Origin of the sequence: Achromobacter sp. ACM05, from assembly GCF_019218915.1 — a bacterium.
Taxonomy (GTDB): Bacteria; Pseudomonadota; Gammaproteobacteria; order Burkholderiales; family Burkholderiaceae_B; genus Achromobacter; species Achromobacter animicus.
The window spans coordinates 1156095-1175462 of the sequence record NZ_JAHUWQ010000002.1; the positions used below are offsets into that span (position 1 = coordinate 1156095).

The 19368-nt window shown below is 64.0% G+C and carries 16 protein-coding genes; 8 read left to right on the plus strand and 8 right to left on the minus strand.

Annotation, left to right across the window (positions count from 1 at the left end; all coding sequences use genetic code 11):
* The first annotated feature begins 81 nt into the window (after positions 1-81).
* Positions 82-822 (plus strand): SDR family oxidoreductase, encoded by a 741-nt coding sequence (locus tag KW836_RS16190; RefSeq protein ID WP_218344028.1) that lies wholly within the window; start codon positions 82-84, stop codon positions 820-822.
* A 23-nt stretch (positions 823-845) separates the two neighbouring features.
* Here the strand turns inward: KW836_RS16190 and KW836_RS16195 are convergent, their stop codons facing one another.
* Both KW836_RS16195 and KW836_RS16200 read right to left on the minus strand, forming a co-directional pair.
* A complete protein-coding gene (locus tag KW836_RS16195; RefSeq protein WP_218344029.1) occupies positions 846-2759 on the minus strand; it encodes a radical SAM protein in 1914 nt (637 codons plus the stop codon).
* A 78-nt stretch (positions 2760-2837) separates the two neighbouring features.
* Positions 2838-4043, minus strand: coding sequence for a S9 family peptidase (locus KW836_RS16200; protein ID WP_218344030.1), 1206 nt, complete (start codon positions 4041-4043; stop codon positions 2838-2840).
* 251 nt (positions 4044-4294) lie between these two features.
* Here KW836_RS16200 and KW836_RS16205 point away from each other — a divergent pair, with 251 nt between their 5' ends.
* The 3 genes from KW836_RS16205 to KW836_RS16215 are packed head-to-tail and all read left to right on the plus strand — an operon-like array spanning position 4295 to position 7161.
* Positions 4295-4948, plus strand: coding sequence for a hydrolase (locus KW836_RS16205; RefSeq protein ID WP_175136389.1), 654 nt, complete (start codon positions 4295-4297; stop codon positions 4946-4948).
* Positions 4949-4961: 13 nt separating this feature from the next.
* Positions 4962-5261, plus strand: a complete 300-nt coding sequence (locus tag KW836_RS16210) for a XapX domain-containing protein (protein WP_056561574.1) — start codon at positions 4962-4964, stop codon at positions 5259-5261.
* Complete coding sequence (locus tag KW836_RS16215; RefSeq protein ID WP_218344031.1) at positions 5254-7161, plus strand: amidohydrolase; 1908 nt, start codon at positions 5254-5256, stop codon at positions 7159-7161. The genes KW836_RS16210 and KW836_RS16215 overlap by 8 nt, the downstream gene beginning before the upstream one ends.
* A 28-nt stretch (positions 7162-7189) precedes the next feature.
* On the opposite strand, the gene KW836_RS16220 is transcribed toward KW836_RS16215, so the two are convergent.
* The 6 genes from KW836_RS16220 to KW836_RS16245 form a co-directional block, all read right to left on the minus strand.
* Positions 7190-8200 (minus strand): tripartite tricarboxylate transporter substrate binding protein, encoded by a 1011-nt coding sequence (locus tag KW836_RS16220; protein ID WP_218344032.1) that lies wholly within the window; start codon positions 8198-8200, stop codon positions 7190-7192.
* Positions 8201-8509: 309 nt separating this feature from the next.
* On the minus strand, positions 8510-9025 hold the full coding sequence (locus tag KW836_RS28145) for a DUF6708 domain-containing protein (RefSeq protein ID WP_370633042.1): 516 nt from the start codon (positions 9023-9025) through the stop codon (positions 8510-8512).
* A gap of 281 nt (positions 9026-9306) precedes the next feature.
* Positions 9307-12519 carry a T6SS effector BTH_I2691 family protein gene (locus KW836_RS16230; protein WP_218344033.1) on the minus strand — a complete coding sequence of 1071 codons (3213 nt, stop codon included), beginning with the start codon at positions 12517-12519 and terminating at the stop codon, positions 9307-9309.
* 358 nt (positions 12520-12877) lie between these two features.
* Positions 12878-13987 (minus strand): cyclic nucleotide-binding domain-containing protein, encoded by a 1110-nt coding sequence (locus KW836_RS16235; RefSeq protein WP_218344034.1) that lies wholly within the window; start codon positions 13985-13987, stop codon positions 12878-12880.
* Positions 13988-14153: 166 nt separating this feature from the next.
* A complete protein-coding gene (locus KW836_RS16240; RefSeq protein WP_218344035.1) occupies positions 14154-15080 on the minus strand; it encodes an AraC family transcriptional regulator in 927 nt (308 codons plus the stop codon).
* Positions 15081-15204: 124 nt separating this feature from the next.
* The gene (locus KW836_RS16245) at positions 15205-16056 is read right to left on the minus strand and encodes an alpha/beta fold hydrolase (RefSeq protein WP_255595803.1); all 852 of its coding nucleotides are present in this window, start codon (positions 16054-16056) and stop codon (positions 15205-15207) included.
* A gap of 138 nt (positions 16057-16194) precedes the next feature.
* Here KW836_RS16245 and KW836_RS16250 point away from each other — a divergent pair, with 138 nt between their 5' ends.
* The 4 genes from KW836_RS16250 to KW836_RS16265 all read left to right on the plus strand — a co-directional run bounded on the left by KW836_RS16250 (position 16195) and on the right by KW836_RS16265 (position 19296).
* On the plus strand, positions 16195-16581 hold the full coding sequence (locus KW836_RS16250; RefSeq protein ID WP_175121381.1) for a MerR family transcriptional regulator: 387 nt from the start codon (positions 16195-16197) through the stop codon (positions 16579-16581).
* Positions 16582-16631: 50 nt separating this feature from the next.
* Positions 16632-18380, plus strand: a complete 1749-nt coding sequence (locus KW836_RS16255; RefSeq protein WP_218344037.1) for a SulP family inorganic anion transporter — start codon at positions 16632-16634, stop codon at positions 18378-18380.
* The gene (locus KW836_RS16260; RefSeq protein ID WP_218344038.1) at positions 18377-18853 is read left to right on the plus strand and encodes a DUF1801 domain-containing protein; all 477 of its coding nucleotides are present in this window, start codon (positions 18377-18379) and stop codon (positions 18851-18853) included. The genes KW836_RS16255 and KW836_RS16260 overlap by 4 nt, the downstream gene beginning before the upstream one ends.
* A gap of 257 nt (positions 18854-19110) precedes the next feature.
* Complete coding sequence (locus tag KW836_RS16265) at positions 19111-19296, plus strand: hypothetical protein (RefSeq protein WP_218344322.1); 186 nt, start codon at positions 19111-19113, stop codon at positions 19294-19296.
* Positions 19297-19368: the final 72 nt, after the last annotated feature.

Sequence of the window (19368 nt, forward strand, 5' to 3'; positions counted from 1 at the left end):
CACACTGCGACTTGAATCCGGTGATGCACGGGCGCGGGTTCAGCGGGATGATGCAAGCACCTACTGAAAACGGTGCACATCATGGAACAAATCCCACCCCTTGAATCCCCCGCCGCGCTCGTGTTCGGCGGCTCCCGCGGCATCGGCGCCGCCATTGCCGCAAGGCTGGCGGAAGCCGGCTATGCGGTGGCCCTAACATACGCCAGCCGCGCGGACAGCGCCAACGCGGTCGTCGCGTCCATCGAGGCCAGCGGTGGTCTCGCGCTGGCCATTGAAGCCGACAGCGCCGACCCGCAAGCCATCGCATGCGCAGTGGACACCGCCGTGCAACAGTTCGGGCCGCTGAGTGTCGCTGTCGTCAACGCCGGCATCTACCGCGCCAACCCGATCAGCGCAGTCCCGCTCGACGAGCTGGACCAGATGCTGGCAGTGAACGTGCGCGGCGTGTTTTTGGCCATCCAGGCGTCGGCCGCCAACATGCGCGACGGCGGACGGATCATCACCATCGGCAGCAACACCGCCATCCGGACCGGCTTGCCCGGCAGCAGCGTCTACGCCATGACCAAGGCCGCCGTCGCCGCGATGGTCAGCGGCGCGGCGCTGGACCTTGCACCACGCCGCATCACGGTCAACAACATCCAGCCGGGTCCCATCCAGACGGACCTGACGGCGGAATGGACGGCGCAGCTCATTCCCCGCATTCCGCTGGGGCGCATGGGCAAATCGACTGAAATCGCGGGTCTTGCGGCATTTCTGGCGGGGGCCGACGCCGGCTACATCACGGGCGCCAGCCTGACTGCGGATGGCGGCTTCGTGCTGTAACGACGCAAGCCAGGCCTGGACCACTACCCCCGCTGGCTCAGCGCGCGCGCAATCCGATGCCGCGCCACCGTCGTGCGCGGCACCTTGAACGGGAACCAGCTGCGCACGTCCTCTTCCAGGCCGATGCCGTGCATGAAGTTGTAGATGGCCTTCTTCAAACCCTTGCCCAGCGCGTCGTGGTCCACGCCCGTGGGGTCGTGAAAGCCCACGTCGTTCTTGGCGAACGTGACGTCGGGCAAGGGCTTGAGCGTGATGCCGTATTCGTCCGGATTCAGGCCCACCGGGGAATGCACCGTACAGGCGAAGCGATGAAAGAACCCGCTCTGGATGCAGTCATTCTCAAATAGCTGCCGCACGTACTCCAATGCGTCCACCGTGTCCTGCACGGTCTGCGTCGGAAAGCCGTACATCAGATAGGCGTGCACCAGCACGCCAGCATCGCTGAACGCGCGCGTCACGCGCGCCACCTGGTCGATCGACACGCCCTTCTTCATCAGGTTCAAGAGCCGGTCCGACGCAACCTCCAGGCCACCGGACACCGCAATGCAGCCGCTGTCGGCCAGCAGTTCGCACAGTTCCGGGCTGAAGGTCTTTTCGAAGCGGATGTTGCCCCACCACGAAATGCCGGCGTTGCGCTCGATCAGCTCGGCCGCCAGCGCCTTCAACGCCTTGGGCGGCGCCGCTTCGTCCACGAAATGAAAGCCGGTCTGCCCGGTCTCGGCCACGATGGTCTGAATGCGATCGGCCAGCACGGATGCGGATGCGCCCTCGTAACGGCCGATATAGTCCAGCCCCACGTCGCAGAAGCTGCACTTCTTCCAGTAACAGCCGTGGGCGACGGTCAGCTTGTTCCAGCGGCCGTCGCTCCAGAGGCGGTTCATCGGGTTCAGCATGTCCAGCAGCGACAGGTAGCGATCCAGCGGCAGGCCGTCCCACGTGGGCGTGCCCACCTCAGCGAACGCGACGTCCGGTTCAACCAGGTTGACGTACCGCACCGCGCCGCTGTCCGCATCGCGCACAAACGTGCGCACCAGCCGCTGGCGCGACCGCTTGCCCTGCACGTGCTCCAGCAGCGCCAGCAAGGGGCGCTCACCGGCATCCAGCGTGACGAAGTCGAAGTAATCGAACACGCGCGGGTCTTTCAGTTCGCGCAGCTCGGTGTTGACGAAGCCACCACCCAGCACGGTGACGATGGTGGGGTCCTGCGCCTTGATGGCCTGCGCGATGCGAAAGGCTGCATACACCGCCCCCGGGAACGGCACCGACAGCAGAACCATCGTCGGCTTGTGACGCGCCAGCGCCGCATCCGTCAGTTCGCGCAGCGTCTCGTCCACCAGGTTCATCGGTGCAGCCAGCGCCTCTGCCAGCGGGTCGAACGTCGGCTGGCTGCCCGCAAGCGATTCGGCATAGCGCACGAATTCAAAGCGCGGGTCGATGGCGTCACGCAGCACATCGGCCAGGTCGTTCAGATACAGCGTGGCCAAATGCTTGGCCCGGTCCTGCAGGCCCAGCGCGCCAAACGCCCACGCCAGCGGATCGCCGCCATCCTCGTCCAGATAGACGTCCAGCGAGCTGAAGCGCGGGCCTTCCGGCAGATAGTTGCGCCCGGCAATGCGGTGCGCCAGCGTGGGATCGCGGCCTTGCAGAAAGCCGATCACCGGCCCAATGGTCGCCAGATAGCGCGCCTGCATGGCGACGAAGGCCTGGATCGGTTGCGTATGTTTTTCAAGAGGCAGCGCGTCGATACGCTGCGCCACGGCGCGCAGGCCGTCGGCCGACAACAGGCGCAGCACCAGGGCAAGCGCCAGATCCTCCTGAAACGCGGTGACCTCGCGCGAACGCAGAAAGCCGGTCAGGTAGGCGGTGGACGGATACGGGGTATTCAGCTGCGTCATCGGTGGAATCACCGACAGCACGCGCAAAGGCAAGGTCGACATGAGGCACGGCAGGACTGCCGTCTAAAAAGCGGGGATCGGTGCAATTATAGGCAGCGCGGCGGGCGCGGCCCGGTCCGCCTACAGCACGCCGTCCAACCAGTCCAGCACGCGGCGGTTCAACAGCGAGCGGTTCGCGGATTCGCAGTGATCCCCCGCGCCCTCTTGCTCGGTGAAGCGCAGCAGCGTTTTGGGGCAGCGCAACTCGTCGAAGAACTGCAACGTGCCAGCCGCCAACGGGTCGTTTTCGGCCAGCGTCATGAGCGTCGGGCACGTAATCTGATCGACCCGGCCCTCCAGGGTGAACGGCTCGATTGCTCGCAGGTAGTCACGCAGATTGTCCACGCCGTGCACCCAGAAGCCGCGCTGCACCACCTTCCACGTCAGCACGGGGCTGGCCGTGACGAACTGCCAGAGGCGGTCCATCACGGGTTGGTCCACCTCACCCAGGTTGTGCGCGCTTTCCGGGCTGGCGCCCAGCTTGACGGCCAACGGCCGGAACGAGCCCGCGAGGCTACGTTGGCCCGGGTCCGCAATGCAGGCCGCCAGCCGGGGTTCGCCGGACGCCGCGCGTGGCGCCAGGTGGCCGCCCAGGCTCCAGCCGCTGAGTGCGATGCGTTTGGGGTCCACGATAGGCATCGTGATCGCGTAGTCCACCACGGCGCCCACCACCGTCTCCCAATCGGGCCGCATTGTCACGCCCTGTTCGTACAGCATGCCGCCCTGCCCTGGCCCGTCAAACACCAGGGCGTGATAACCACGGCGCGACGCGGCCACGGCGCTTGCAAAATACATATCCGTCACCGTGGCGTCATAACCGTTGGTGAAGATGACGAGCGGCCTGACGTCAGTGTGATGGCCGACGGCAGGAATCAGATATGCCGGCATATTCGCGCCGTCCAGCGGGATGCCCGCGGGCATGACGGGATGCGCAGACAGCGCGAGGCCTCGGTCGAAAGCCGCGATCTGCTTGCGAAAGGCCGCCAGCAACCGTGCATCCGTCGGCGCGCCATATAGCGGCCGGTAAGCCGTGCAATAGAAGGCGCTGGCTCGCAGGTGCAGTTCACGCGCGCTGGCGACAAGGTTGCGGCGTTCGGCGTCTTGCGCCTCGGCGGTCAACCGATCACCCGCCGCCATCCAGGCCTCGAAGAATGCGGTGTCGTCCCCGTCGCCTACCGCCCGGCCCACCGCCAGCATTTCCCCCAGATCGGCACCGCCATAGGGTAGGTAGGCGGCCGGCCGCATGCCGAAGTCGTCGTGCAGGTCGTTCTGGAAAGCCAGGCCCATGGGATTCTCCGAAAAGGAAATGTTGCGACGCGCCGGGACCGAAGCAGCGTAACCGAGCGACGCGCCCGTGGCGATACACCGTTTCGGCAATGCGTTTCGCCGATGCGCCCGGCCTATGCAGACCGTCTTTGCCGAAATGATCGCCCGCCGCGATCACAATCTTCAAACCGGCGGACTATCGTTCAATACGTCCCGCCGGGCGGCTGGCACATTGCCGGGGTCTCACACCCCGGCAACCGAAGGAATCACCCGTGCCTGTCATTGCGACCCCCGCCCCCGGCGCCAAGCTGCTGTCCCCGCACGATCACACGCTGATCATGATCGACTTCCAGTCGCAGATGGCGTTCGCCACCCATTCCATCGACGCCGTCACGCTGCGCAGCAACGCCGCGTTGGTCGCCCATGCGGCCGCCGGGTTCGGCGTGTCCACGATCCTGACGACGGTTGCCGAAAAAAGCTTCTCCGGCCCCATGTTCGAGGAAGTCACCGCCCCGTTCCCCGGCCGGCCGCTGCTGGACCGCACGTCCATGAACACCTGGGAAGACGCCGCCGTCATCAAGCAGGTCAATGAAATCGGCAAGAAGCGCATCGTGCTGGCCGGGCTGTGGACCAGCGTGTGCATTGTCGGCCCGGCCCTGTCGGCGCTGGATCAGGGCTTTGAAGTCTATGTGATCACCGACGCCTGCGGCGACGTGTCCGCCGAAGCCCATAACCGTGCCATTGAGCGTATCGTTCAGGCAGGCGGCCAGCCGGTCACCGCGTTGCAGTACCTGCTGGAATTGCAGCGCGACTGGGCCCGCATCGACACCTACGACATGACGACCGGCATTGCCCGGAAGTTCGGCGGCGCCTATGGCCTGGGCATCATCTACGCCAAGTCCATGTTCAACGCCCACGAAGGCTGATAGGAGCGCGCCAATGAAGGTCTACCTCGTTTCCTTGGGTCTCGGCCTGTTGGTCGGTATCATCTACGCCCTGTTCAATGTGCGATCGCCGGCGCCACCGGTGATCGCGCTGGTTGGCCTGCTGGGCATCCTGGCTGGGGAACAGATTCCCCCGCTGGTCAAGCGCCTGCTGGCGGACGAACCCACCCGCACGTCCTTCATCCATGAACAGGTAAAACCGCATATGTTCGGCGAATTGCCCAGCTGCCCCAAGGCGTCCGCCGACACCGCCCAACAACCCGCCGATGCATGTGGAGACAAGCGCAATGGCTGACACCCTGGATCCCGCGCGCCAAGGCGCCCCCGACCTCATCCTGCATCAGGGCCGTTTCACGACCCTGGACCCCGCCAACCCCGTCGCCGACGCGGTCGCCATCAAGGATGGCCGTTTCACGCGTGTGGGCGCCGCCAGCGACATTCTGCCCCTGGCCGGCCCGGCCACCCGCGTCATCGCGCTGAACGGACGCGGCGTGCTGCCCGGCCTGATCGACAATCACCTGCACATCATCCGCGGCGGCCTGAACTACAACATGGAACTGCGCTGGGACGGCGTGACCAGCCTGGCCGACGCCATGGCCATGCTGCGCCGCCAGGTCGCGATCACGCCCGCTCCGCAATGGGTGCGCGTGGTCGGCGGCTTCACCGAACATCAGTTCGCGGAAAAACGCCTGCCCACCATCGAAGAACTGAACGCGGTGGCGCCCGATACACCCGTGTTCATCCTGCACCTGTACGACCGCGCCCTGCTTAACGCCGCCGCCCTGCGCGCGGTCGGCTACGACAAGAACACGCCCGCGCCTCCCGGCGGCGAAATCGTCCGGGATTCGGCCGGCAACCCAACCGGGCTGCTGCTTGCCAAGCCCAACGCATCGATCCTGTACGCCACGCTGGCCAAGGGGCCCAAGCTGCCCTTCGAATACCAGGTCAATTCCACGCGCCACTTCATGCGCGACCTGAACCGCCTGGGCGTCACGGGCGCCATCGATGCGGGCGGTGGCAACCAGAACTACCCCGAGGACTATCAGGTCATTCAGCAACTGGCCGACGCCGGTCAACTGACGATCCGCCTGGCCTACAACCTTTTCACCCAGAAGCCCAAGCAGGAAAAGGAAGACTTCCTGAACTGGACGGCCACCTCCCAGTACAAGCAAGGCACCGATTACTTCCGCCACAACGGCGCGGGCGAGATGCTGGTGTTTTCGGCGGCCGACTTCGAAGATTTCCGCCAGCCGCGCCCCGAGATGGGTCCCGAAATGGAAGGCGATCTCGAGGAAGTCGTGCGCATCCTGGCGCAGAACCGCTGGCCCTGGCGCATGCACGCCACCTATGACGAGACCATCTCGCGCTCGCTCGACGTGTTCGAACGCGTGAACAAGGACGTTCCGCTGGCCGGGCTGAACTGGTTCTTCGACCACGCCGAGACGATTTCCGAGCGCTCCATCGACCGCATCGCCGCGCTCGGCGGCGGTGTGGCCGTGCAGCATCGCATGGCCTACCAGGGCGAATACTTTGTCGAGCGCTACGGCGCCGGTGCCGCCGAGGCCACGCCGCCCGTCAAGCGCATGCTTGAAAAAGGCGTCAACGTGTCGGCGGGCACCGATGCCACCCGCGTCGCCTCATACAACCCGTGGGTGTCGCTGTCGTGGCTCATCACGGGCAAGACGGTGGGCGGCCTGCGGCTGACCCCGCAGCGCAATTGCCTGGACCGCGACGCCGCCCTGCGCATGTGGACCGAGAACGTCACCTGGTTCTCGAACGAACAGGGCAAAAAGGGCCGTATCGCCGTCGGCCAGCTTGCCGATCTGATCGTGCCTGATCGTGACTTCTTCTCGTGCCCCGAATCCGACATCGCCGACACGAGCAGCCTGCTGACCGTCGTGGGCGGCAAGGTGGTCTGGGGCGCAGACGAGTTTTCCGAACACGACGAGGCCGCCCCGCCGCCCGCCATGCCCGACTGGTCGCCCACGCGCCTGTTCGGCGGCTACGGCGCCTGGGGCGACAGCGAGGGCAAGCCTTTGCAGGCCTCCCTGCGCGAGGCGGCCGCTGCCTGCGCGTGCGCCAACGACTGCAATGTCCACGGCCACCAGCACGCCGGGGCCTGGGCCAGCAAGCTGCCCGTTTCCGACCTGAAGGGTTTCTGGGGCGCGCTGGGCTGCGCCTGCTGGGCCGTCTGAGGATGCATTGCGCGGCCGGGGCTTCCCGTCAGTTGACGGTGATGCCCCCCTCGCGAATGACCTTTGCCCACTGCTCGATCTCGGCGTTGAGCCGGGCCTTCGACGCTTCCACATCCAGCGCGTCAGCGTAAACGCCTTGCTGCAGCAGTTGGGCCTTGGCATCGTCCTTGGCCAGCGCCGTGGTCAGCGCCTTGTTGATCTTCGCCACGATAGGAGCCGGCGTGCCCGCCGGCGCCATCACGCCAAAGAGCGAACTGACGTTGAAGCCGCTGAACCCTTGCTCCTCGGCAGTGGGAATATCCGGCAGCATCGAAACGCGCTGCGGCGTAAGGACGGCCAACGGACGCAACTGGCCTGATTTGATGAAGGAGATTGCGGCGGGAACCGTCTCGGTCATCGTCTCGACCTGTCCCCCGACCAGATCGGTCATGGCCGGACCGCTGCCGCGATAGGCCACGTGCACGATGTTGACACCCGCGATCTGCTTGAACAGCTCCATCGCCATGCGCTGCGGCGCGCCGGCGCCCGACGAGGCGAAGTTGAGCTTTCCCGGATTCGCCTTGGCGTAGGTCACCAGTTCGGACAGCGATTTGATCGGCAGCTTGGGATTGACCACGGCCACCAGCGGCACGAAGCCCACCACGCCGGCAGGCGCGAAGTCCTTGCGCAGGTCGTATGGGATCGTGTCCTTCTCCAGGGTCGCCATGACCGAGTGCGAGGTCAGCGCGCCCATCAGGAGCGTATAGCCGTCGGGCTGAGCCCGGGCCACCTCGGCAGCACCGATGTTTCCGCCAGCGCCGCCCCGGTTCTCAATTACAACCTGGCCGCCGATCTCATCGCTCAGGCGCTGGCCCACGATGCGTCCGATGACGTCGGTGGCGCCTCCCGGCGGGTAAGGAATGATCAGGCGGATGGGTTTGCTGGGATAGCTGTCGGCGGCCTGCGCGGAGGCAAGGCTGGGGACGGCGAATGCGGCAGCTGCGATGAAGGCTGCAGCGACGATGTTGACGCGCTTGCGCGCGGCATGCGTACAGATCATGGTTGTCTCCCGATGCGTTCCTATGGCTGGAAAGCTTTAGACGCATGTTCGCAAACTCTCGCCTGCGCAAAGAGAAAAACTTTTATGGTCTGACAACAAAATCCTTGCGAGTCTTAGGGCATTTGGATGAGGGAAAGGCGCTTACCCGAGGTCGACGCGCTTTAGGCTGAGGCTTTCTCAGACTTCGGGATATGCATGGTGTTGCCAGAGGCGAAAGCTGAATCGGCCCGGGTACTTGGATAGGACAACGTCGCTCCTGCTCGCTCACGCTTTCAGGGACGTCCGCCGGTTGGTGAACCGCTAACGGCCTCACGGCCAGGTGCGCGACTCGAGATCCAAATCAGCGGGCCACTGAACTTTCGGCGCCAGTCGCAGGCCCGGGTCAAACGCCGGTACGTAATTGTTCCAGTCGCGCGGTGGGTTCGAATACTTCGGCAGCGCCCCGGGTCCCTGGTTCATGAAAGCGCGCGCCATCGCCCACATATGTTCGCCATTGGCATTGCTGCCTGCCAGTTGAAAACGGTCGACGACATGATTGGTGTCCGGCGCGACTACGGCGATGTCAACGCCCCACGCGAAGAACGGCACACCGCTGGGGCTCGGGGCCATACGACTCCAGGATTCTGCTCGAAGGTCTTCCCAATTGAAGACGATAGGGCAAACGCCCCAACCTCTGCGGCTTATCGGGCCGCCGCGGTGAAACCGATACAGGTAGACTTTGCCGCGCTTGCGATTGAAGCGGATTGGTTCGTCTCTAGGCGGGCATATACTCGCTCTTAACATGCCTATTCCCCCGATTCCCGCGCCAATGGATACAGCGGTCATGAAAGTTGGCAAGGCTAAGACTCCAACATCTGCGCCTATGAGTCTGACGAAAAAAAAATAGATCAAGGACAGCAGTGCCGTAACCAACACTACGAGAGAGAAAACGAGCAAGACGGTACGATTCCCTCGCCTTGTCGCGCTTAATTCCAAGTATTTGTCGTTCGCGAAATTCGGAGGCCGCCCAATGGGAAATAACGGCCCGGAGGGGGCAACTTGTGGCAACGGCAGATCTGCCCTCCAGCCGTCAGTTGGATCATCGAGTAGTGGTTTGGCGCCTTTCTTCACTTGACCTCCACCACTTCCACACTGGCCACGACTTCCGAATCGTGAATATTTGGAAAATATTCAAAGGAGAGCCGCACCTGGTCGATATCATGCTTTCTTTTGAGTTTTATATTCCCCTCAATAATAAGAAAGCGCGTTTCCACCCCATCTATTGCGGTGATTTTTCTTTCCCCGATGACTGGTGTAACGGTCTCGGGCAGGTAGTCCAACCGTTTTTCCGAGTTGCACCTCTCGAGCGCTAGTGGTGCGCTTGACGGGTGGCCACCCGACGCCAGATTCTCATCCCCGGAATATCGTCTGACAGAGAGGCGCCAGTTATAGCCAGCGCGCGCTGAATCATATTGGGGAAGAACTATTTGGTAGTCCAGATCTGAGCCCAATTTCACGTACACCTCCACACCCAAGGCCGCAGCATTTAATGCCGAAACCGCAGTACTCGCGTCGGGAAACCTGTGCGTCCCTGCAAGCCCAAAGTCGCTGTAGTAAGCCCAACGTTCCAAAGGAGAAGACTCTGCCTCTTCACCATGCTTTAGAGCGAGGTACGCGGCAACGCCGAGAATAATGGCCCAACCGACTGGCCCAACAATGAACGAGGCGCTCATAATCGCCGTAGTGCCGACAAAGGCGGCATATCCGGCAAACGCGGCACTAAGCGTAAATAGGGCCGCGGCCGTGAAATACGCATCTTCCGGTTTTCCCCGTCCTGAGGCGTCGACGCGTCTGGCTGCACGAATCGACGCGAGTGCATCCACAAAGCCAGACACTGCAGCCATCACTCCCCCAAACCGTGCCAAAGTCTTACCTGCATCTGCGATTCGGCTGATAGCCCCAGTTCCGGACACGGAGGCGCGGAGGGCCTTCCGCGCGTGCTCAGCGCTGCCCTTCATCGTCAGTCCCACCACTTCAATGCTTCCTCCCAGCACTCCTATCGACGCCGAATACACCGCCAACACAGCTTCCTCGTGTTTGGCTCCAAAGGCTGCATCTACGGCTTCAACAGATTTACGCAACCCCTGGGATAACAGGTACGTACCGCCCACAGCGACCAGCAGTTCGGCATTTCCTACCGTTCCGCGGGCAATCGCCGCAGCACTGCGCGCGCCCCTCAATCCGGAGCGCGCAAGTTCGGCAGCCTGGAATGCGCTGAGCTGAAGACCAGCTAACGCCTTGCGCACCTCCGGCTCCAGCGTGCCGGCGAGCACCTTGAGTTCGCTTAACCCTTCGCCGGCTCGGCGCGCGGCGTCTCCGATAACCTCCCCTGTTTGCTGGGTGGCATCCTTGACGACGTCGCCGAACCGCTTTCGCAGGTCATTCGCGTTGCCTTCGACCCAGAGCACCACTTCAACCATCTGTTCCGCGAGTTTGGGGTCACTTAAGGCAAGACTGAGGACACCGGCAGTCAGCACCGACCGCACCTGCTTGTGCGCCTTTCCGGTCGCCTGCGCGATGGCAGCAGCAAGCCTGTTGCGGTCTTCCCCGATCTGTTTGCACATCAATGTGTAAAACTCGCCCAGCTTCATCTGAACGGCGACCTGGGTCATGTACGTCCGCGAATACAGCAGGAGCGATGCGCTGTTCACGCGCGTGGCGACGTTGCGCACGCCGGCATCAACCTTCAGTTCCAGTCGGCTCACCGCACTGTTGTAAGCCGCCAGCACACTCGCGATTGCGTCCTGGACATTCGGCCAAATAAGTTTGTCGCCCAGGTCGCTACTGGTAATGATCTTGGTGATCGGGGCATAGAGCTTGCCGAAGTCGTTCCAATCCAGTTCGCCCTGATTGCTGAACGTGGGAACGAGGCTTTGCATAAGGTTCTTGTCGAGCGCGAGCAAGGTTTTGAAGACGATGCTCTGACCATCCTTGATCCACGCTTCCCAAGCCCGCGCCGACGGCCCGTTGACGGCTTGAATGTTGCCCTCGGAATCTGGTTTAGGCGTTGCTTCGGTGATGCCGCCGCTCAGGCACAGCTCCATGGTGCGGATGTAACCCAATACTGAGTACGCGTTTTGCGCATCGTAGTCATGGCGCTCAGCCACACGGAACATCGGGTTGTTGAGGATCTGGTCTGTGTAGAGCGCGGCCAGCCTATCCACTTGCGTCTGCAACCGCGCCTTGTGCGCTTCGAACGACCGCTCCCAACGGGCGCGCGCGGCTTCGTCATATCGCTCGTCAAGGCGCGCAAGCAGATTCTCAGCCTTGTGCTCGACCTGTTCGGCTCGCTCGCGGGCGGGATCGCCGAAAACCGGCGGGCCGCCGGACTCGGTAGGCATCATCTCCCAGGCGGCATTCGGGCTGTCGGCGATGGCGTCGCCCGCGGCCACCTTGCAGAGTTCACGCAGGCGTTTGAGGCTTTCGGAGGTGAAAAATTTGTAGTTATTGAGCGGGTCTGCCTCGTAAGCCTGCCGCTCCCTTTGCCAACCCAGGCGCTGATGATTGATTTCCTGGACCAACCCGACTGGGTCCGGCAGGACCAGCGCCAACACGCCATTCGGCAACTGTTCGCGCTGTGTCTGAGTTCGGACGAAGCCCTGCAGCGCGTTCAAGCGATGATTGCGCGAGCAAAAGCCGTGCACGCTGACAAAATCGCCGATGGTGGGTGTGGCGTATTCCAGCACCTGCTGATCGACGTGAAGCCTTTGCTCCGTCATCGCGATGCCTACGCTCGCGGGATCTTCGCGGGCAGTCTTTAGGTCCAGCCTATGAAACCTGGCGCTCACTGGCGACTGTTCGGCCGTGAAACTTTGAAGATATCGGTTCAATACGTTTTCGGACCACGGATCGCTGGAGAATGCAATCCACGCGGTCGTGAACAGTTCGGTATCGATGTTGATGAACGAAGCGGGGACATCGTGGTCCCGGTGAATGCATCTTTCGCTCAGCGGCTCTGGCGTTGCCCGCGGCATGGAAAATGGGTTGAACTGACGCAGCGCCCCTTCGGGCGTCACCTGATAGGCCTGCCACTCTCGCTTGTCGAGCAGCACATAGAGATACCCTTCACGCAGCGTCCGCGGCTGATCGAACCGCATCGGTACTGCAGCCAGATCGCCGCCGCCGGCAAGCGGCCGCTTGGATGTGGCAGTGGGCATGGGCGCATAGGCCGATCGCAGCGGAAGAATCGGCAGGCCGGTACGTTCGCAGGCTTTGCATGTGCCCGTAGGGTTAGGGACAGCATGGCGGATCGTCTGGCCCAAGATCGTGCTGATGCTCATGAGTTCCTTTGCTTGGCGCAGTGCGGCGGTAGTCGGTGATGACCTATCGCCTCAATGCAAACCCTGTGCCAAGTTGGAAGCGTCTTTCCGTTGTTCTTTCTTATCAACTGCTTACGCGTGCTTCACCGCCAAACATGGGAATCCCAACGGCGCAAAAGCAGCGAAAGTGTTTTTTTCAACGGAAGTTCGGGCCATTTGTGGCCCGAGATTCTTCAACGGTTTGAAAACAAACAAAAAAGAATCGGGCCAACTTTGGCCCGGGCGAGCCAAAGTTGGCCCGATCACCCCCATTCAGGCGAATCGCAGATCTCGTCGTCGACTCATCTTTGTCCTCGCCTCTGCCCATCCGCCCCGGCCCTCAATGCGCCGACGCATCCAAAAACCGATGCACCACCCGCACCGCAGCCGCGCCCTCGGCGATGCTCGCCAGCACATGCTTCACCGACCCGGCACGCGCTGCCCCCACCGCAAACACACCCGGCTGCGAGCTTTCATAATCCCTGGCCTGCATCGACCCCGCGGCGGCACGACCCGTATGGATGCAGCCCTGGTCGTCCGTGTCCAGCCACCCGTCCAGCCAGGCGGTGTTGGCCTGATCGGTCACCGTTTCCGCATCGCCCTGCATGCCGGTCGCAACGATGAGGCTGCGCGCCTCGACGAGCCGGCCGTCGTCCAGCCACACCCGATAGGGATAGCAGCCGCCGTCGAAGCGGCAGACCGTGCGCAGCGGCAGCACGTGCGCGCCGAAGCGCTTGCTCTGGTCCTGGGCGCGGCGCAGCAGCGGGCCCTCGCATAGTCCGGTGATCGTGCCGGGGAACCCCTTCAGCACGTCCAGTCCGGACGCGTCGCCACAGGAGAGCGAGCCGCCCACCAGCAATGTCTGCAGCCCCTCGGAGGCGGCATAGGCGGCGGCGGCCAATCCAGCCGGCCCGCCGCCGATGACGGCCAGGTCCATGACGGGGTCTTCCTGCGCGCTTCCCGCCACTGAGCGCAGAATGGCGCCCCCATACGGCCGGCGCCGCAGATACCCGATGCGGCGCAGCATGAACGCGCGCAGGATGATTTCTGCCAGCGGCCGCTCCGCCAGAATCATCGTTTCAAGCGCTGCGCGGCTCAGCCGCAACAGGCGGCTGGGGGTGTTGGCGCGCACCGTGACCGCATTCGGCCGGTCGGTGAAGAGGTCCAGGCTGCCCGTGAATTCGCCGTCACGATGGACAAGCAGACTGCGCATGGCGCCGCCGGCGTCGGCTTCCAGCACTTCGGCATAGCCCTGGAGCAGGATGTAGAACGCGGCTTCGCGATCACCGCTGTTGAGCAGCACGCGGCCCGGCTCGGCCGACATCTCCTCGCCATAGGCGGCCGCGCGCTCGATCAGCGCGCGCGGCAGCATCGGAAACGCCTGCGCATGCAAGGCGGCCAAATCGGGCGGCAGGTTGGCCGGCGAGGGGCCATCGGCAAGAACACTCATGGAACGCTTTCGGAACATCGGGGACAGAGGGAAGGCATTCCATCACGGTAACGCCATGGCGCGGGCACGTCTTGCCCACTTGCGTCCTGCTTTGCACGAAAGAGCGACGCTCGCGTCCTCGGCAACGAAGCTGTTCCAGCCGGGCTGCCGGCCGCTTAGCGCTATCTCAAGCTCCGTGTTCCCTGCGCCACGCCCCCGGCGCCACCCCCACCACACTGGTGAACACGCGCGTCATATGCGCCTGGTCGGCAAAGCCGCACAAGAGCGCGATGTCAGTGATGGACCGGCCCGGTGCGCGCAGCAGTTCCTGCGCCTTTTGCACCCGCTGCTCCAGCAGCCACCGATGCGGCGTAGTGCCAACAGTCTGGCGGAACGCCTTGATGAAATAGCTGCGGGACAGATTGCAGGCCTCGGCGATATCTGCCACGGACGCGTCCTCGCGCAGGGACGCCAGCAGCATGTCCTTGGCGCGCGCCTCCAGCTTGCGGGACAGCACGCGGCCCCCGCCCGAGTCCGCCCAGCCGCTCGTCGCCCCGGCCCCGTATTGCGACAGCAGATGGGTGCCCAGGGCCAGACTCAAATGATCCACGAAGAGTCCACTCGTCTGCGCGGGATTCGCCACCACGCCCGCCAACACCTGCGACAGATGGCCCAGCACCGGATCGGGCTGCCCATTGCGCGGCAGCAGGCTGCTGACACGCGGGCCGCCCTTCTCGTCGTTGATGCGTTCGATGAACGCGCGGGGCATTTCGACCAACATGAAATCGAACCCGCCTTGCAGGTCGGCCCGGTAATCGTCGGTGAAGTCGCGGATGTAGATTGAACCCGCGTCGAAATCATGGGTCGACGCGTGATTGCCCTGCAGGATGCGGCGACGGTGGCCGCCCCGCAGCGCCACGCCCACCAGAAACCCGCGATCCGACGCGGGCGTTTCGACGCTGCCGAATTGCGCGGTTTCGGTGCGCTTGCGGTAGAACGTCAGTCCGCCTCCGTGGAATTCCTGATTCACAGCCAGCTTGCTGGCCGAGCAGCCCAGCGTGTCGGTGGACCGCGCGGGCGTGGGTTCGGGAATCAGAAGCTGGGAGGCGGGCATTGAAGCGGTCCAAATCGGGGCAAACGCATTTCGGGGTCGAAGATAGCAGGCGATGCTGCTTCGCAACAAGCAACATTTGGCAAAAGGAGCTGCCGCGCCCCCCCCCCACGCTTCATCCATCCCGTCAGCGTGTCACGACGCTGTCAACAAAAGCAGCCAGCTCCCGGTTGAACCTGTCCGCCTCCTCCATGAACGGCGCGTGCCCGGAGGCCGCATAGATCTTGCTGCGCACGTGCGGGTTCAGCGCCCTCGCCCGGTCGATTGACGGCGCCGGCTGTACCAGGGCGTCCTTCGCGCCGTAGATCAGCAGCAAAGGCTTGCGCGCCGAGCGGAGGCCACGCGCCGCCTCGACCGTCATCGATTGCACGGCGGCCTGCATGTCGAAGGACGCCATGGCGGCATTGGCCAGGAGCCGTTGGAACGTGACGCCATCGGGCGCTTGCGCAAAGCAAAGGCCGATGAACTCACGCTCCGCGTCCAGGCGCGTCTTCAGATCCGGCGACACCATGTCCCGGTATAGGGCAGGATGCGGTGCGATCTGCTTGGGATCCAGCTCGATCACACCCCCTACATAGACGGCGCCCGCAATCTGCGCGTCACCGTAAGCGGCAAGGTAGTTGGTCGTCACCGCGGCGCCCAGCGACCAGCCGACGACGACGGGATTCTGCGCGCCGGTCGCCGTGATCACTGCCGCCAGATCGTCCGCCCAGCGCCGGCCATCGGTATATGCCGCCGCGTCCACGGGTTTGCCCGACAGACCGTGGCCCCGCAGGTCGTAAGTTATCAGCCGATACCGCTGCAGCGCCGGGCTGGCAAGCTGGGCCTCCCAGTTCAGGTGGCTACCCAGCAAGCCGTGTACGAAAACGACCGGCGGACCCGCGGCATTGCCGGCCTCCTGGACGGCGAGGGCCACGCCATCAGGCGCCGTGACGGTGTAGTGCCGGGATTGGGCGTTGGCGGCCACGGAGACTGCCATGAACAAGGCTGCTGCCGCCATATGGCGAAAAAAGGTTCTGCGTTGCATGGATGATGCATCCCGAAGATTGGAGGGAGCGCCAGTTTCAACCCTCACACCTATGTCAAGGTCAAGCACCAATCTGCTACGCTTTCCCGCATGAAAACGCCCCCGCCTCAAACACCCATGTCGATCGGCGAGCTCGCCCGCAAAACCGGCGCAAGCCTGCGTTCGCTGCGCCACTACGACGACCACGGTCTTCTTGCGTCGGCACGGGCGGACAATGGGTATCGCACATTTCCCGCCGCCGCTGTGACTCAGGTCCGGCAAATCCAGCGCCTGATCGCCTCCGGGTTCACGTTGGCGGAGATCCGCGGATTTCCCGATTGCATGCGGCTGATCGAAGGCGCTGCGGCGTGCCCGGAGACGTCCGAGGTGCAGCGCCAGCGGTTGGCATCCGTGGAGCGTCAGATCGCCGACCTCGAGCGCCGCCGCGCTCGCCTGCGACAGATGTTGGAAGATACCGGCAACCCTTCTCCGCCATGATGCGCGCAGAACTCCCTAACCCGTAGCGCACGCGTTTGCACCGGGATTCCATGTCCACCTTGACGCCCCGCTCCCCTGCCAAGCCCGCGCCGAACTGGTTGCGCTGGCTGCCCGGCCTGGCAATGCTCAAGTCCTATCAGGCAGGTTGGCTGCCCAAGGACGTCGCGGCCGGTCTGGTCCTGACAACCATGCTCGTGCCAGTCGGCATCGCCTATGCCGAAGCCTCTGGCGTTCCGGGTGTGTACGGTCTGTACGCCACCATCATTCCCATGCTGGCGTACGCGCTGTTCGGCCCAAGCCGCATCCTGGTGCTGGGGCCCGACTCCGCATTGGCCGCGCCCATCCTGGCGGTGGTGCTCAGCGTCTCAAACGGGGACCCGATGCGAGCTATCGCGGCGGCCAGCATGATGGCCGTCGTCTCGGGGCTGTTCTGCATTGTGCTGGGCCTGATGCGGCTGGGCTTCATCACCGAGCTTCTGTCCAAACCGATCCGCTACGGATACATGAACGGCATCGCGCTGACCGTGCTGGTCAGCCAGTTGCCCAAGCTGTTCGACATCTCCATCGACGACGCCGGCCCTCTGCAGGAAATGCAGCAACTGGCGCTGGCCGTTGCCGACGGGCAGACCCATGGGCCAAGCTTCGCAGTCGGCGCGGCAAGCCTGGCGGTGATTCTGCTGCTCAAACGCTTTGATCGCGTGCCGGGCATTCTGATTGCGGTGATCCTTGCCACGCTGGCGGTCAAGCTTTTCAGCCTGGACGCGCAAGGCGTCAAGGTGCTTGGCGAGATTCCGCAGGGACTGCCCAGCCTTGCCTGGCCGTGGCTCAGCAACGCCGATCTCGTCAAGATCGTGCTGGGCGGCTGCGCGGTGGCGCTGATTGCCTTTGCCGACACCAGCGTGCTGTCACGCACCTACGCCGCGCGCACCCACACGCGGGTGGATCCGAACCAGGAAATGGTGGGACTGGGCGTGGCGAACCTCGCGGCGGGGTTTTTCCAGGGCTTTCCGATCAGCAGCAGCGCGTCGCGCACGCCGGTGGCCGAAGCAGCCGGCTCGCGCACGCAACTGACCGGCGTCGTCGGCGCGCTGGCCGTGGCCGCGCTGCTGATCGCCGCGCCAAACCTGCTGCGCCACCTGCCCAACAGCGCGCTGGCCGCAGTCGTAATCGCCGCCGCCATCGGCCTTTTCGAGTTCAAGGACCTGCGGCGCATCTACCGCATTCAGCAATGGGAGTTCTGGCTGTCGATGCTGTGCTTTGCCGCGGTCGCCGTTTTTGGGGCAATACCCGGCATCTGCCTTGCGGTCGTCATCGCCGTCATTGAATTCCTGTGGGACGGCTGGCGCCCGCACTTCGCGGTGCTGGGCCGCGTGCCGAACCTTCGCGGCTATCACGACCTGAAGCGCTACCCGAATGCCGCACTGATCGACGGACTGGTGCTGTTCCGTTGGGATGCGCCCCTGTTCTTTGCCAACGCCGAGCTCTTCCAGCAGCGCCTCCTGGAAGCCGTGGAGGCATCGCCCTCGCCCGTGCGGCGCGTGGTCGTGGCTGCCGAACCCGTCACGAGCGTCGACGTCACGTCCGCGGACATGCTGCGCGAGCTGTGCGAAACGCTGGCGCGCGAAGGCATCGCGTTGCACTTCGCGGAGATGAAGGACCCCGTGCGGGACAAGCTCAAACGCTTTGAGCTGTCCCGTCTGTTCAGCGACGACCATTTTCACCCGACGGTCGGCAGCGCGGTGGACGATTATCTGGGGCGGGAAGACCCGTTCCCGGGCCACAGAGAGCACCATCCATGACGCAAAATGCAAATTCCGCGCCGGCTGGAAAGACCGGTAGAGCGCGCAACCCCGCAACGAAGGCGGCGCCCGGCCAAGTCGTCCTGCTCTCCGGCGGCAACCCTCAGATCCCAAAGGGAGATGGCGACGAACCCGTACAGGCCTACATCGCCGCGATGCCCGGCTGGAAATCGCCTATCGGCAAACGCATCGACGCCCTGGTGGAAGAAGCTGTCCCGGGCGTCGCCAAGGCGGTCAAATGGAATTCGCCTTTCTACGGACGCCCGGGCGAAGGCTGGTTCCTGAGCCTGCACTGCTTCACGAAGTACATCAAGGTGACGTTTTTTCAGGGGGCTGCGCTGCGGCCCATCCCCGCTGGAAAATCGAAGTATCCGCAGGTGCGCTACCTGGACATCCACGAAGGTGCATTCGACGAAGCGCAGTTTTCGGACTGGGTCCGGCAAGCCAGCAACTTGCCTGGAGAAAAGTTGTGAATGGGGCCGTGCCGCAGGGCGAAGCCTTTCTCGCGTTCTGGCACGAATTCGAACGAGCCAAAACCGACGACGCCAGATTCGCCAAAGCGCTGGGCCGTGTTCGCAGAATGGGTACCGCGACACTTTGCAGCGGATGGATCGATCGACGGTCAGTCTCGCTGAAATGCAGTGGCGAACATTTTGCGCTCACGGGAACGCCAGGTGCTGGATAGGCCGGCATGCCGACGCTGCGAGTTGCCGGCCTACCGGAGATTGCAATGAACGAAAAGCCTTCCGCCCCCATGCCGGGCGACATCAACCCCGGCGACGACGCCGCGCCTGGTACACCTGGAACGGGCCAGGTGCCCTGCCCCGCTTGTCACGGCAGCGGCAGGATCGAGCAAATCCGCTGCGCGACGTGCGGCGGAACGGGCAAGGTGGTGCGCGGCGTCGGCGGCGCGTGACTCGGCGAGTGTCAAGCAAAGCGGCCAGGAGGAGCGCTCCTGGCCGCTTCGACACCGCCCGCAAACGAGCCG